The sequence below is a fragment of the Streptomyces sp. NPDC006339 genome, from assembly GCF_040612775.1.
GTDB lineage: Bacteria > Actinomycetota > Actinomycetes > Streptomycetales > Streptomycetaceae > Streptomyces.
This window is the reverse complement of record NZ_JBEXQW010000067.1, coordinates 26,566-40,181: the sequence shown is the minus strand read 5'-3', so window position 1 is coordinate 40,181 and position 13,616 is coordinate 26,566. Positions and strand designations below refer to the sequence as shown.

General features: G+C 74.8%; 12 protein-coding genes and 1 pseudogene. 7 read left to right on the top strand and 6 right to left on the bottom strand.

Features of this window, described 5'->3' with window-relative positions:
• The 3 genes and pseudogenes from ABZ135_RS35160 to ABZ135_RS35150 all read right to left on the bottom strand — a co-directional run.
• Positions 1-447: pseudogene (locus tag ABZ135_RS35160) on the bottom strand (hypothetical protein); the annotation flags it as partial.
• On the bottom strand, positions 444-1,970 hold the full coding sequence (locus ABZ135_RS35155; RefSeq protein ID WP_356701820.1) for a hypothetical protein: 1,527 nt from the start codon (positions 1,968-1,970) through the stop codon (positions 444-446). The pseudogene ABZ135_RS35160 and the gene ABZ135_RS35155, both read right to left, overlap by 4 nt.
• 163 nt (positions 1,971-2,133) lie before the next feature.
• Entirely contained in the window at positions 2,134-2,829 is a 696-nt protein-coding gene (locus ABZ135_RS35150; protein ID WP_356701818.1) for a GntR family transcriptional regulator, read from the bottom strand.
• A gap of 157 nt (positions 2,830-2,986) precedes the next feature.
• On the opposite strand from ABZ135_RS35150, the gene ABZ135_RS35145 reads away from it, so the two are divergent.
• From ABZ135_RS35145 to ABZ135_RS35125, 5 genes are read left to right on the top strand one after another with little or no spacing between them, the layout of a single operon-like run.
• Complete coding sequence (locus tag ABZ135_RS35145; RefSeq protein ID WP_356701816.1) at positions 2,987-4,267, top strand: MFS transporter; 1,281 nt, start codon at positions 2,987-2,989, stop codon at positions 4,265-4,267.
• Complete coding sequence (locus ABZ135_RS35140) at positions 4,264-5,142, top strand: putative hydro-lyase (protein WP_356701814.1); 879 nt, start codon at positions 4,264-4,266, stop codon at positions 5,140-5,142. The genes ABZ135_RS35145 and ABZ135_RS35140 overlap by 4 nt, the downstream gene beginning before the upstream one ends.
• A gap of 54 nt (positions 5,143-5,196) precedes the next feature.
• Positions 5,197-5,991, top strand: coding sequence for a 5-oxoprolinase subunit PxpA (locus tag ABZ135_RS35135; RefSeq protein WP_356701812.1), 795 nt, complete (start codon positions 5,197-5,199; stop codon positions 5,989-5,991).
• Positions 5,988-6,614 carry an allophanate hydrolase subunit 1 gene (locus tag ABZ135_RS35130; protein ID WP_356701810.1) on the top strand — a complete coding sequence of 209 codons (627 nt, stop codon included), beginning with the start codon at positions 5,988-5,990 and terminating at the stop codon, positions 6,612-6,614. The genes ABZ135_RS35135 and ABZ135_RS35130 overlap by 4 nt, the downstream gene beginning before the upstream one ends.
• Positions 6,611-7,474, top strand: coding sequence for a biotin-dependent carboxyltransferase family protein (locus tag ABZ135_RS35125; RefSeq protein WP_356701808.1), 864 nt, complete (start codon positions 6,611-6,613; stop codon positions 7,472-7,474). Before ABZ135_RS35130 ends, ABZ135_RS35125 begins: the two co-directional genes overlap by 4 nt.
• A 118-nt stretch (positions 7,475-7,592) precedes the next feature.
• Here the strand turns inward: ABZ135_RS35125 and ABZ135_RS35120 are convergent, their stop codons facing one another.
• Together ABZ135_RS35120 and ABZ135_RS35115 are read right to left on the bottom strand one after the other, a co-directional pair.
• Complete coding sequence (locus tag ABZ135_RS35120; RefSeq protein WP_356701806.1) at positions 7,593-9,014, bottom strand: HEAT repeat domain-containing protein; 1,422 nt, start codon at positions 9,012-9,014, stop codon at positions 7,593-7,595.
• Positions 9,015-9,258: 244 nt separating this feature from the next.
• A complete protein-coding gene (locus ABZ135_RS35115) occupies positions 9,259-9,657 on the bottom strand; it encodes an ankyrin repeat domain-containing protein (RefSeq protein WP_356701804.1) in 399 nt (132 codons plus the stop codon).
• 303 nt (positions 9,658-9,960) lie between these two features.
• Between ABZ135_RS35115 and ABZ135_RS35110 the strand changes: the two genes are divergently transcribed.
• Together ABZ135_RS35110 and ABZ135_RS35105 are read left to right on the top strand one after the other, a co-directional pair.
• Positions 9,961-10,155, top strand: a complete 195-nt coding sequence (locus ABZ135_RS35110; RefSeq protein WP_128976945.1) for a hypothetical protein — start codon at positions 9,961-9,963, stop codon at positions 10,153-10,155.
• A 37-nt stretch (positions 10,156-10,192) separates the two neighbouring features.
• Positions 10,193-11,866: a hypothetical protein gene (locus tag ABZ135_RS35105; protein WP_356701803.1), complete on the top strand. Its 1,674-nt coding sequence runs from the start codon at positions 10,193-10,195 to the stop codon at positions 11,864-11,866.
• A 133-nt stretch (positions 11,867-11,999) separates the two neighbouring features.
• Here ABZ135_RS35105 and ABZ135_RS35100 read toward each other — a convergent pair whose 3' ends face one another.
• Positions 12,000-13,499 carry a PLP-dependent aminotransferase family protein gene (locus ABZ135_RS35100; protein ID WP_356701802.1) on the bottom strand — a complete coding sequence of 500 codons (1,500 nt, stop codon included), beginning with the start codon at positions 13,497-13,499 and terminating at the stop codon, positions 12,000-12,002.
• Positions 13,500-13,616 lie beyond the last annotated feature (117 nt).

The window sequence follows — 13,616 nt, the reverse complement described above, 5'->3', positions numbered from 1 at the left end:
GCCGCCGGCCGAGTGGCGGTCGGCCACGGCCGGGGCGGCGGTCGGCGCCGTACCCGCAGCGCGAGCCGCATCGGGCGCGTGGTCAGCGTCGGAGCACGCCGACAGGGACGACTCGCCGCCGGCGGGGCGGTGATCGGCCACGGCGGAAACGTCGTCGGCCTGCGCCGCGACACCGGCCACGCGGGGCGCATCGGCCGGACAGGGGCGCACCGACACGGGCAGCTCACCGCCGGCCAGGCCGGGGACGGCCACGGCGGGGACGGCCACAGCGGAGGCGGCGGTCGGCGCCGTACCCGCAGCGCGAGCCGCATCGGGCGCGTGGTCAGCGTCGGAGCGCACCGGTGCGGACGGCTCGGCACCGGTCGCGGTGTTGTCGGTGGCCGGGCGGGTCGCGTCGGGCTGGACCAGCGGGGACAGGGGGGCCGCGTCGGCTCGGGGGGTGGTCATGTGGCCTCCGTGCGGTCCGCCGCCATGCCCGCCGCGTCGAGGAGGGCCGTGCCCACGATGAGGTCGGCGCCGCCGAATTCGGGGTCGTCCAGGGGGGTGCCGTCGTCGACGGCGAAGAGGAGGCGTTCCTCGCCCTGGCGGTAGGCCGTGCCGACCGGCGGGCTGGCGGCGTGGACGGCGAGGAGGGCGACCAGGTAGGGAAGGTCGGGGTCGAGGCGGCGGGCGTCGGCGAGGAGGCCGGACAGGCGTCGCGGGGCGTCGTGCTCCAGGTCGAGGAGCTCCATGGCGCTCGCGAGCTGCTCCTCGCTGAAGCGGCTGTCGTCGGGGGTGGCGATCAGGTCCGGCTCGGGCATCTCGGCACCCAGGTGCTGGCGCTCCACGGGCGGGGTGAGGAGCATGTCGACGAGGTCGCCGACGCGGACGGAGACGGGCGTGCGCAGCCCGGTGCCGTGGGCGAAGAAGGCGTCCGTGACCTTGATGGCCTGCTCGACGGGCAGCGGGAGGACCGGGGCGACGAGCTGCCCGTACAGGTCGAGTCCGGTGTACGCGGTGGGCGCGGCGAACGCCTGGCGGTCCTGCTCGGCGCGGAAGAGCGGGCCGGCCTCCAGGAGGCGGGACTGGAGCTGGGTGTGCCGCCGGATGCAGTCCTTGACGATGTCGACGAGCTCGGCGGCGCGGCGCTTGTGCTCCTGGTCCTCCGCTTCGTCGCGGGCCTTGCGGATGTTGGTGAGGATCGCGTTCTCGTGGCGGTAGCGGTCGGCGACGTGGTCGAGCGCCTCGGCGATCATGTCGGGGACGGCGTTGAGCCAGTCGACGGCGCGGACGTTGCGCCGGGTGGCCTCGAGGGTCTTGCGGAGGGTCTCCGCGTACTGCACGGTCCGGTAGCGGGCCTGCTCCGCCGCGAGCTGCGCGTCGGCGAGGCGGCCCCGGTTGATGAGGACCTCCAGCTTCACCTCGGCGGCGATCTGCGCGCTGGTGACGTCCGTGTCGAGGGCGCCGACGAGGACGTTGACGGCTTCGTCGGTCGTACGGAGGTAGACGCCGCCGCCGTAGCCCGGGACCTCTTCGATGAGCTTGAAGTCGTAGTCACGGCGGATGTAGGCACCGTCGGCGCCGAACGTGCCGTAGACGGCGCGGAAGCCGCGGTCGACGCTGCCGACGTTGATCAGGTTCTCCAGGACCCAGCGGGCGACCCGCTCGTGCTCGGCGGCGGGGCGCTCGGGGGCCTGGGCGGCGACACGGGGCAGCAGGCGGGCGATTATCTGCTCGCTGTCGGCGCCGGTGTCGAAGTCCATGTTGAGGGTGACCAGGTCGATCGCGGCGAGGGCGACCTCCGCCATCGCGTAGACCGAGTACTCGCCGGCCAGATTCGCCTTGCGCACGTCCAGATCGTGCAGCGGGGCGGTGCACGCGAGCGCGCGGAGGCGCCGCGCGAGCCCTTCGTCGGCGGCCGGGCCCTGCGCGGGGCGCGGCCCCGCGCTGAGCTGGGGCGGAGCGAGGTCCGTCGAGGCTGGCGAAGTCACGGTGCACAGACTAGGTCCTCGAACTGACAACGGTCGAAACGGCGCTTATGCGACCGCGCGCTGGCCCGGCACCGCGGACCGGACCGACCGCGCACGCAGGCCCGGCCGCCCCACGGCCACCGCCGCCTTCACGCCGCCCTGCACGCGCCCTGCACGGCTCCCGTCACCCCTCCGGCTCGTCGACCGCCTTCGCGTACGCGTCGGCGATACGGCTGCGGGAGTCGTCCAGGTAGCGGGCGAGGAGCCGCTCGGCGCGGTCCCGCTCTCCGGACCGCAAGGCGTCCAGAATCTCCCGGTTTCGCAGGAGATAGGGCTCGTGGAGTCCCTGCGGGTCGTCCACCATGTGGAAGGCCAGGCGGAGTTCGGCGAGCACGCCGCGCATCAGTTCGTCGGTGCGGGCGCTGCCGGCCAAGGCGACGAGTTCGCGGTGGAAGTGGATGTTGGCGGTGGAGACGCCCTTCCAGTCCCCGGCGCGCGCGGCCCGCTCGCCCTCGGCGACGGCGGCGGCGAGGCCGTCGACCGGGAACGGCGGCTCTCCGAGCCCGCGGACGACGGCGCATTCGACGAGCCGTCGGGTGCGGTAGATGTCGGCGACGTCGTCGACGGCGAGGACCCGGACGAAGACGCCCCGGTTGAGCCGGTGGACGAGCAGCCGTTCGTGGGTGAGCAGCCGGAACGCCTCGCGCAGGGTGTTGCGGGAGACGCCGAGGGCGCCGCCGATGCTCTCCTCGGACAGACGGGTGCCGGGCGGGAAGAACCCCTCGGCGATGCGGGTGCGCAGGATGTCGGCGACCCGCTCCGCGGTGCTCGTGCGCCCCAGCAGGGCGCGGTCGTCGGCCAGTTCGCCGAATCCGTCCATCGTGCGTCTTTCCCTCCGTCGTCCGCGGCCGAGTCAATCGCAGGAACGGTCGCGGAAACAAGGACGAGCCGACACGTCTCTTGTCGGATCGTTGAACAATCCCTACATTGAACGACACCGCACCGCTCCTCACTCCTCCTCCCTCTGCGAGGTGCAGATGAGCACGACCAAGCCCCAGCAGCAGACCCGGGACCAACGTCCCGACGACACCGGCGCGTTCGCGTGGCTGCGCGCGCTCGGACCGCGCGGCAGGCGCGCGTTCGGCGGCGCTTTCGGCGGTTACGCCCTCGATTCGTACGACTTCTTCACCCTGCCGCTGTCGATGGTGGCCATCGCCGCGTACTTCAACCTCGACAAGGGGCAGACCGGCCTCCTCACCACCGTCACGCTGGTGGTCTCGGCCGTCGGCGGCGCGCTCGCCGGCATCCTCGCCGACCGGATCGGCCGGGTGCGGGCCCTGATGATCACGGTGGCCACGTACGCCCTGTTCACCGTCCTGTGCGGCTTCGCGCCCAACTACGAGACCCTGATGGTCTTCCGCGCCCTCCAGGGCCTCGGCTTCGGCGGCGAGTGGGCGGTCGGCGCGATCCTGGTCGCCGAGTACGCCTCCGCGCGGCACCGGGGCCGTACGCTCGGCGGCATCCAGAGCGCCTGGGCGGCCGGCTGGGCCCTCGCCGTGATCGTCTACACGCTGGTCTTCCAGTTCGTCGACGCCGACACCGCGTGGCGGGTCATGTTCTGGACCGGCGCCCTGCCCGCCCTGCTCATCGTCTACGTGCGCCGCAACGTCGAGGACGCCCCGCAGGCGGCCGAGGTGCGCCGCGCCAGCGCCGACCGCGGCTCCTTCACCGCCGTCTTCAAGCGCCCGCTGCTCGGCACCACGCTCTTCGCGGTGCTGCTGTCGACCGGCGTGCAGGGCGGCTACTACACGCTCGCCACCTGGGTGCCGACCTTCCTCAAGACCGAGCGCGGACTCACCGTCGTCGGCACCGGCGGCTATCTCACCTTCCTGATCTCCGGGGCCTTCATCGGCTACCTCACCGGCGGTTACCTGACCGACCGGCTCGGCCGGAAGAAGAACATCGCGCTCTTCGCGGTCCTGTCCGCGCTCGCCGTCCTCGCCTACACCCACATCCCGGCCGGGGCGAACAACCTGCTCCTGGTCCTCGGCTTCCCGCTCGGCTTCTGCATGTCGGCCATCTTCAGCGGCTTCGGCTCCTTCCTCGCCGAGCTCTACCCGACGGCCGTGCGCGGCACGGGTCAGGGCTTCACCTACAACACCGGCCGCGCGGTGGGCGCGCTCTTCCCGACCCTGGTCGGCTTCCTCGCGGAGAGCTGGGGCGTGGGCGGGGCGCTGGTGTTCGGCGCGGTCGGCTACGGACTCGCCGTCCTCGCGCTGCTCGGCCTGCCCGAGACCCGGGGGAGGGAACTCGTATGAGCCTCCCGACGAGCGGAGGCCGCGCCGAAGGGCCCGCCGACGCCCCCGCGCCCCACCCCGAGCACGCCTCCGCATCCGCCCCCGCCCGCGTGTCCGCCCCCGCGCCCGATCCGCGTACGGCACGCGCGCGTGCCCGCGCCGGGGCGACCGGCCCCACCGCCGGCTGGGCGCCGGGCCACACCCAGGCCAACCTGATCTCGGTCCCCGCGGACTGGGCGTACGACGTGCTGCTGTTCTGCACCCGCAACCCCCGGCCCTGCCCGGTCCTCGACGTCACCGACGCCGGCTCCTGGCGGACCCGGCTGGCCCCGGACGCCGATCTGCGGACCGACATCCCGCGCTACCGGGTGTGGGAGCACGGGCGGCTGGTCGACGAACCGGCGGACGCGTCCCCCTATTGGCGCAGCGACCTGGTGTCGTTCCTCATCGGCTGCAGCTTCACCTTCGAGGGCGCCCTTGCCGACGCGGGCGTGCCGCTGCGCCACGTCGAACAGGGCCGGAACGTGTCGATGTACGTCACCGACCGGGCCTGCCGGCCCGCCGGGCGGCTGCACGGGCCGATGGTGGTGTCGATGCGGCCGGTGCCGGCCGCGCTCGTGCCCACCGCGCGGCGGATCAGCGGGCTGCTGCCCGCCGTGCACGGGGCTCCGGTGCACGTCGGGGACCCGGCGGCGCTGGGTATCCGCGACCTCGACCGGCCCGACTTCGGCGACCCGGTGGTGGCCGAGCCGGGGGACGTGCCGGTGTTCTGGGCCTGCGGGGTCACCCCGCAGGCGGCGGTGACGGCCTCACGTCCGCCGTTCGCGCTGACCCACGCGCCGGGGCGGATGCTCGTCACGGACGTACGGGACGCGGAGTACCGCGTGCCGGTGTGACGCCGGAGGCGGCGGAATCGTGCTCTTCTGCGGGGCAAGGAAAGGAAACCTCTCATGACCCGGGTCTCGATCGACCTCAACGCCGACCTCGGCGAGGGCTTCGGCCGCTGGACGCTGACCGACGACGAGCGACTGCTCTCGGTGGTCACCAGCGCCAACGTGGCCTGCGGCTTCCACGCCGGGGACCCGGCGACCATGCGCCGCGTCTGCGAGCTCGCGGCGGAGCGGGGCGTACGGATCGGGGCCCAGGTCTCCTACCGCGACCTGGCCGGCTTCGGCCGGCGCGCCATGGACGTGCCGCCGGCCGAACTGGCGGCGGAGGTCGCGTACCAGATCGGCGCCCTGGAGGTGTTCGCCCGGGCCGCCGGCTCCCGGGTGGCGTACGTCAAGCCGCACGGCGCCCTCTACAACCGGGTGGTCCACGACGAGGAACAGGCGGCGGCGGTCGTGGACGGGGTGCTCCTCGCCTCGGCCGGACTGTCCGGGGACGGCTCGTCCGGCCGTGGGCTGCCCGTCCTCGGGCTGCCCGGGTCGCGGCTGCACGAGGCCGCCGCGAAGGCCGGGCTGCCCGTCGTCGGCGAGGCATTCGGCGACCGGGCCTACCGGGCCGACGGCACCCTGCTGCCACGGGGGCAGGAGGGCGCCGTCGTGACCGATCCGGCGGAGGTCGTGGAGCGGTCGCTGTCCATGGCCCGCTTCGGCGTCGTCACCGCGCACGACGGACGCCCGGTCGCCGTACGGGCCCGCTCGCTGTGCCTCCACGGCGACACGCCCGGCGCCGTGGACCTCGCCCGCCGGGTGCGGGCGCAGTTGGAGGCCGCCGGGGTCCTGGTGGAGGCGTTCGCATGAGGGCTCGCGAGGTGTTCCGGGTCGGCGAGCGGGGACTGCTGGTCGAGCTGGTGAGCGGGGAGGCGACGGAGGCGTTCCACGCCGAGCTGCTGCGCCGGCGGGAGGCGGGCGCGCTGCCCGCCGTACGGGAGATCGTGCCGGCGGCGCGGACGGTGCTCCTGGAAGGGGTCGCGGCTCCGGACCGGCTCGCGGCCGAGCTGCGCTCCTGGGACGTTCCCGTGCTGCACGCGCGCGTGGGGGCGTCCGTGGAGGTGCCGGTGCGCTACGACGGGCCCGACCTCGCCGACGTGGCCGAGCTGTGGGGCGTGTCCGTGGAGGCGGCGGTGCGGATCCACTCGGGGACCGACTTCCGGGTCGCCTTCTGCGGATTCGCACCGGGCTTCGGCTATCTCACGGGGCTCGGCGCACGGTACGAGGTGCCGCGGCGGGCCACCCCGCGCACCGCCGTCCCGGCCGGCTCGGTCGCGCTCGCGGGGCCGTACACCGGCGTGTACCCGCGCTCCTCGCCCGGCGGCTGGCAGTTGATCGGCACGACGGACGCGGTGCTGTGGGACACGGCCCGCGAACCGGCCGCGCTGCTCTCCCCCGGCACCCGGGTGCGCTTCACGGTGGCGGGCCGATGACCGACCGTGCCTTCGCCGTCGTACGGGCCGGGGCGCTGACCACCGTGCAGGACCTGGGCCGCCCGGGGCACGCACACCTGGGCGTGCCGCACTCCGGGGCGCTCGACCCGGACGCCGTACGGCTCCTGAACCGGCTGCTCGGCAACGCGGAGGACGCCGCCGTCCTGGAGACCACGCTCACCGGCTGCGCCGTACGGCCGGGCTGCCCGGTGACGGTCGCCGTGGGCGGGGCGCCCTGTCCGGTGACCGTGGACGGCCGGCCGGCCGCCTGGGGCACGCCCGTACGGGTCGGTCCCGGGCAGCTCCTGGAGGTGGGCGCGGCGGTGCGCGGGCTGCGTTCGTACGTCGGGTTCGGCGGCGGCGTCGCCGTCCCACCGGTGCTCGGCAGCCGCTCCACCGACCTGCTGTCCGGGCTCGGCCCGGCACCGCTGGCGGACGGGGCGGTGCTGCCGCTGGGGGCGGCGACGGCCGTACGGGGGTCGGTCGACGCCGCTCCATGGCCGGGCCCGCGGGACGAGCTCGTCCTGCGGGTCCGGCTCGGGCCGCGCGACGACTGGTTCACACCCGCCGCCCTGGAATCCCTCGCCACGCGCGCGTGGCGGGTGTCACCGGCGAGCAACCGCATCGGTCTGCGCACGGAGGGCCCGGCCCTGGAGCGGGCCGTCGGGGGCGAACTGCCCAGTGAGGGGATGCCCTTGGGCGCGGTGCAGGTGCCACCGGACGGCCGCCCGGTGGTCTTCCTCGCCGACCATCCGACGACCGGCGGCTACCCCGTGGTGGCCGTCGTGCGGGAGGAGGACCTGCCGGCGGCGGCACAGGCGGTACCGGGGACGCCGGTGCGCTTCGTGCCGTACCGCTGACGCGGCCGGGCGAGCGGCGGGCGCCGGTCCGGGGCGGCGTTTGCCCCGGCGCGCCCGCGTTCAGGGCCCGGGGGCGGCCGTCGAGCGGCCGCCCCCGGCTCGGCTCCCGTGGGGCGCGTCAGACCTGGAGGTCGAGGTCCGGTCCTATCCGGTTGCGCACGGCCGTCTGGACCTCCGCCTCCTCGGCGGGGTCGGCGGCGAGGCGGCGCAGGCGTTCGGCGACGCGTACGTCTCCCGTCTCGGCGTGGAGGGCGGCGAGCTCGCGGGTGGTCTCCTCGCAGTCCCACAGGCACTCGACGGCGAAGCCGGTGGCGAAGCCCGCGTCGGTGGCGGCGAGGGCGCGGGCGGTGCGGCCGCGGAGCTGGGAGGAGGCGGTCTCGCGGTAGATGTGGCGCAGCACGGGCGCGGCGCAGGCGATGCCGAGGCGGCCGGCGCCGTCGACGAGCGGGTAGAGGGCGGGGGCGTCGGGGCCCTGGGAACGGACGGTCTCGCGGAGGGCGCCGAGGACGAGGGGGGAGTCCTGGGTGCCGCCGCGGTGGGCGAGCGTTCCGGCGGCGGCCGAGCCGAGCGCGTCGGGGCGGTGGATCCAGCCGCGGGCGCGGTCGACGGCGGGCTCGCCGCTCATCCGCTGGTACGCGGCGACCGCGGCGTCCGCGACGGTGCGGGAGCCGTCGGAGACGGCGCGTTCGACGAGGTCGAGGACGGCGGGGTCCTGTGACTCGGCGAGGTAGTGCAGGGCGGCGCAGCGGGCGCCGTCGGGGCCGCCGCCGGCGGCGGCGAGGATCGTGTCGCGGTCCTCGGGTCCGGCGACGGCGACCAGGCAGCGGGCGGCGGGCCCGTGCAGTTCGGCGCCGCGCTCGTGGCCCTCCTGGGCCCAGTCGAGGACGGCCTGGACGCTCCAGCCGGGGCGGGGCCCGGTGGGGCGGAGCTGTCGCTGCCAGCGGTCGAAGGAGCCCTGTTCGCGGGCGGCCCGGATCCGGGCGCCGACGGACACGCGCGGGTCGTCGGCCCACAGGCGCCAGGGCCGCGGCTCGAAGGCGTCGCGGACGGTGGCGGCGAGCTCGGCCTCTCCCTCGGCGGTGGCCGGGAAGCGGGCGAGGACCGGCAGGGCGAGGGCGCGCAGGCCGGCGTCGTCGTCGCGCAGGGCCAGCTCGTCCAGGGCCCAGGCCCAGTTGCTTCCGGCGGCGGCGTACCGTCGCAGGAGCAGCAGGGCGTCCTGGCGGCCGTAGGAGGCCAGGTGCCCGAGGACGGCGAGCGCGAGCCCGGTCCTGGACTCCTCGGTGTCGAGGTGGTCCTCGGCGCCGAAGAGGTGCGCCTCGATCTCCTCCAGACCTCCGTGGAGGTCGAGGTAGAGCCGGGCGTAGTAGAGGGAGCGGTTCTCGACCTGCCAGTCGTGGCGGGGGTCGTCGAGAACGCAGTGGTTGAGGGCCGCGAGGGCCTCGGCACGTGGCGCGGCGAGCGCGTGGAGGGTGCCGTCGCCGCGGCCCCTCTGCAGCAGACCGAGCAGGGTGCCGCTCGGCGCTATGACTGGATCGAACATGGAAGACGCCTCACATCAAGCTGTCGACACGACCGGGTGGAAACCGGGGTGAACCGGGTCAGGCTGTTCGCCTAGGCCGTGCGGCAACATGTCGGGCCGCCCGTTGTCGTCCTGCGCTTGCCAGTGACCATCTTCCTCTGCCTCTCGTCGGTGGCCCCCTGCGGGCCCGACGTCATGATGACCCACCCATTTCGCCACCGCGACCACATTTACGGCGCCGTCTCACCTGGGGTTCAGCCGCCGTTCACCGAGCTCCGAAGAGCTCGAGGAGGTCCGTCTTCCCGAACATCCGCGCCGTGTCCACGGCGGACGGAGTCCCTGCTTCCGGATTTGCCCCGCCGGAGAGGAGGGCGCGGACGACCGCGTCCTCGCCCTTGAAGACGGCTCCGGCGAGCGGGGTCTGGCCGCGGTCGTTGGCGCGGTCGGCGTCGGCGCCCCGGGAGAGCAGGGCGGTGACCGCGGCGGCGTGCCCGTGGTAGGCGGCGAGCATGACGAGCGAGTCGCCCTTCTCGTTGGTGAGGTTCGCGGGGACACCGGCGTCGAGGTAGGCGGCCAGCGTCACCGCGTCCCCGGTGCGCGCCAGGTCGAAGACCTTGGAGGCCAGTTCGACGACCTCGGGGTCCGGGGTGTCGTGCTCGCTCATCGTGTGTCCTTCCTCTCCTTGTCCGTCCCGCGCACGGCGGGGGCGGCCGTACGAGTGAATCGACAGGGTACTGCCCGTCGTACGACATGAGGCGGCGCGTCCGCGGCAAGGATCACCGCAGCTCGTGACCGGATCGGTGCACTACCGCACCCGGCGCGTTTCGCCACCCGGCGAACCCGCCGACGTCCTCCGGTCAAGTGAAATCGCCACCGATTCACCCATATGCACCTTTAATCACATAGATACTTGCTGTGAACTTGGAAGGACTCATGGTGACTGTCCCCTCAACCAGGAGAACACCTCATGATCCTGTCCATCTCAGGCGTCGTCCTGCTCGGCATCATCTGCTTCCTGTTCTTCAAGAAGGACGGACTCAAGGCATCGCACGCCCTCGTCTGCGCGCTCTTCGGCTTCTACCTCGCGGGCACCGCGATCGCCCCCAGCATCACCGCGGGCGGCCAGAGCCTCGCCAGCCTCTTGGGCGGGATCAAGTTCTGACGCCCCTCACCCCCTTCCACCCCTCCAGGAGTACGACGTGGCCCGGCGACCACTCCCCCGCATTCTGAGCAGCGGCAACGCACAGATCGCTCGCAGCCGAGAGATCGCGCGCACGGCCGCCGACAGCGCCACCGACGTGCTCCATCCGCTGATCACCATCTCGCGTGGTCTGCGGAAGCTGGCCGCGACCGCGCGCGCCAAGTGGGCCGCGACCCCCAAGGAGCGGCGCGGTCCCACGCTGTTCCTGGTCGCGGCCTGCGTCCTGGTCGTCGCCCTCGTGCCGTACGGGCCGCTGCTCGCCCTCGTCACGGTGATGGGCGCGGCCGCCTGGCGGGGACGTGAGCGCCCGGTCGTCAAGACCGGGCCCGACGACGCCGAGATCGCCCGGCTCAAGGGCCTCTACGAGGCCCTGGTGCCGTATCTGTCGCTGCCCGAGGACCCCGAGCCGCTCTTCTCCCACGGCGGCGACTGGAGCGCCGTCTTCGGCGACTACGCCTTCGACGAGGACGGCCGCCTCACCCGGCTGCGGATCTCCTACCCCCCGTACTTCACCGACGGCGAGCCGGCCGCCCGGGCCCGGATCGAGCACCTGCTGCACGCCAAGTCGGGCCGTGGCCGTGAGTACCTCTTCGACTGGGACGAGGAGGGCAACCGGCTGACCATGCACGTGCTGCCCGCGCTGCCCACCACCATCGCCGCCCAGCGTTTCGTGACCGTGCCCGGCGAGACCGTGCTCGGGTTCACCGACGCCGACGCCGTGCAGCGGACCGTGCCGGTCCGCGCCTCCGACGGCACCGAGGACGCCCCGGCCGTGGTGTGGCGCACGGGCCCCCGCTCCACCGAGCCGCACCTGCTCGCCGTCGGCCAGCCCGGCAGCGGCACCACCTCCCTGCTGCGCTCGATCGCCCTCCAGGCACTCCCCCACGGCGACGTGCTGATCGTCGAGGGCAGCGGCACCGGCGAATACGCGTGCCTGGTCGGCCGGGACGGCGTGCTCGCCGTCGAGTGCGGCCTCTCCGGCGCGCTCACCAGCCTCGAATGGGCCGCGCACGAGACCGAGCGGCGCCTGATCGCCGCCAACCGGGCCCGGCAGGCGGGCCTGCCGGCCCCCGAGGACACCCGGCGCCCGCTGTGGATCCTGCTCGACCGGCCCAGCGTGCTCGGCCACCTGGCCGCCGCCGACGGCCGCCCCGACCCGCAGGACCTGCTCCAGGTGCCGCTGCGGCACGGGCGGGCCGCGCAGGTCACGGTCGTGGTGGCCGAGCAGTTCGACAGCGTCGAGACGCTCGGCGAGACGGTACGCGGCCACACCCGGGCCCGGGTGGTGCTGGGCCCGGCCTCGCCGGATCAGATCGCGGCGGTGCTGGGCACCGCGCCGCACACCACCCCGGTCCCCGACGTCCCGCCGGGCCGCGGTTACGCCCGCCTCGGCGCCGGACCGGTGGTCCGCCTCCAGGTGCCCGCCACCCCCGACCCGTACGACGACGCGACCAGCGAGGCGCACCGCCAAGCGGTGCTGGAACTGCTGCCCGAGCGCCGGACGGCGACGGCCCCGGAGATCGAGACGATCGGGGCGATCGAGCCGCCCCCAGCCCCGGCCCCGGCGCCCGTCCCGGCCTCCGAGCCGGACCTGGACGCCGACACGGCACCGACCCGCCGCAAGGAGCCGGCCCCGACGCCGCTGCCCTCCCCCGTCGCCGCGGAGGGCTGAGCCTCCGGCGGGAGGAGAGGGCGGCCGCACCCGTCACCGGGTGCGGCCGCCCTCGTACGTCGGACCGCCGCGCACGCCTCGTACGTCGCACCGCCCTCGTACGTCGCACCGCCTCGTACGTCGGAACGGAGCGCTACGCCACGAAGGACCGCGGCCCCTCCGCTCCCCCGCCGGCGCCCGACTCCACCAGGCGGGCCGCGGCGGCCAGGCGGACGGCGGCCTCCTCCGCGACCGGACCGCCGACCGTGAACGGCAGCCGGACGTAGCCCTCGAAGGCGCCGTCCACGCCGAAGCGCGGGCCCGAGGGGACCCGGACGCCGACGCGCTCGCCGACCTCGGCGATCCGGGAGCCCGAGAGGCCGCCGGTGCGCACCCACAGGGTCAGGCCGCCGCGCGGCACCTCGAACTCCCAGTCCGGCAGCTCCTTGCGGACCGCGGCCACGAGGGCGTCGCGGTTCTCCCGCGCCTGGGCCCTGCGCAGCCCGACGGCCTCCTCCCAGCCGCCGGTGCGCATCAGCCAGTTGACGCCGAGCTGCTCCAGGACGGGGGTGCCGAGGTCCGCGTAGGCGCGGGCGGCGACGAGGGAACGGATGACGTCGGGCGAGGCCCGCACCCAGCCGATCCGCATGCCCGCCCAGAACGCCTTGCTCGCCGAGCCGACGGTGAGGACCGTGGCACCGGCCGGATCGAAGGCGCAGACCCGCCGGGGCATCGTCAGGTCCTCGTCGAGGAACAGCTCGGTCATCGTCTCGTCGACGACCAGGACCGTGCCGGCCGAGCGGGCCGCCTCCACGAGCTGCCGGCGCTGGTCCTCGTCGGCGAGGGCGCCGGTGGGGTTGTGGAAGTCGGCGACGACGTACGCGAGGCGGGGCGCCGCGTCGCGCAGCACCTGGCGCCAGCGGCCGAGGTCCCAGCCGCGGAGGCCCTCGGCCATGGCGACGGGCACGAGCCGGGCGCCGGCCTCGCGCATGAGCTGGAGGATGTTGGCGTACGAGGGCGACTCGACGGCGATCCGCTCGCCGCGGCCGGCGAAGAGGTGGCAGATGGCGTCGATGGCACCCATGGCGCCGGTGGTGACCATGATCTGCTCGGGCATGGTGGGGATGCCGCGCTCGGTGTAGCGGTCGGCGAGCATCTGCCGCAGCGCGGGCAGCCCGGCCGGATAGTCGCCGTGGGTGTGGGCGTACGGCGGCAGCTCCTCCAGGGCGCCCTGGATGCCGCGGGTGAGCCAGGGCTCGGGGGCGGGCAGCGCCGCGCAGCCCAGGTCGATCATGGAGCCGAGCGACTCCGGGGGCAGCGGTTCGAGGCCGCGGGCGGGCAGCGGGTTGCCGGCCGGGACGGCGGTCCAGCTTCCGGCGCCGCGCCGGGACTCCAGGAAGCCCTCGCCGCGCAGCGCCTCGTAGGCGGCGGCGACGGTGGTGCGGCTGACGGTGAGGGCGAGGGCCAGTTCGCGTTCGGCGGGCAGCCGGGCGGCGACCGGGACGCGGCCCTCGAGGACCAGCAGGCGGATGCCGTCGGCGAGGGCGCGGTAGGCGGGCGGCTTGCGCGCGCCGGGCGCGGCGGGCCGCGGCTGCTGGGCCTGGAGCTGCCGGGCGAGTTGGGCCGGCCCCACGGCCGAAGTCCACTGGGCCATGGAAATCAGTCCACCTTCCGCGAATTGGCCATGGTTGGCCGGTCGTCCCCCGCCACAGAGTGACATGAACCAGTCCACCGACACCAGCCAAGGCCGGTCCACCCGACCGGCCGTCCC

What these genes read in the sequence shown, in the direction of transcription:
- ABZ135_RS35150 (WP_356701818.1), bottom strand. Translation starts at nt 2,829, where the DNA reads ATGGACGGATTCGGCGAACTGGCCGACGACCGCGCCCTGCTGGGGCGC.
- ABZ135_RS35145 (WP_356701816.1), top strand. Translation starts at nt 2,987, where the DNA reads ATGAGCACGACCAAGCCCCAGCAGCAGACCCGGGACCAACGTCCCGAC.
- ABZ135_RS35140 (WP_356701814.1), top strand. Translation starts at nt 4,264, where the DNA reads ATGAGCCTCCCGACGAGCGGAGGCCGCGCCGAAGGGCCCGCCGACGCC.
- ABZ135_RS35135 (WP_356701812.1), top strand. Translation starts at nt 5,197, where the DNA reads ATGACCCGGGTCTCGATCGACCTCAACGCCGACCTCGGCGAGGGCTTC.
- ABZ135_RS35130 (WP_356701810.1), top strand. Translation starts at nt 5,988, where the DNA reads ATGAGGGCTCGCGAGGTGTTCCGGGTCGGCGAGCGGGGACTGCTGGTC.
- ABZ135_RS35125 (WP_356701808.1), top strand. Translation starts at nt 6,611, where the DNA reads ATGACCGACCGTGCCTTCGCCGTCGTACGGGCCGGGGCGCTGACCACC.
- ABZ135_RS35120 (WP_356701806.1), bottom strand. Translation starts at nt 9,014, where the DNA reads ATGTTCGATCCAGTCATAGCGCCGAGCGGCACCCTGCTCGGTCTGCTG.
- ABZ135_RS35115 (WP_356701804.1), bottom strand. Translation starts at nt 9,657, where the DNA reads ATGAGCGAGCACGACACCCCGGACCCCGAGGTCGTCGAACTGGCCTCC.
- ABZ135_RS35110 (WP_128976945.1), top strand. Translation starts at nt 9,961, where the DNA reads ATGATCCTGTCCATCTCAGGCGTCGTCCTGCTCGGCATCATCTGCTTC.
- ABZ135_RS35100 (WP_356701802.1), bottom strand. Translation starts at nt 13,499, where the DNA reads ATGGCCCAGTGGACTTCGGCCGTGGGGCCGGCCCAACTCGCCCGGCAG.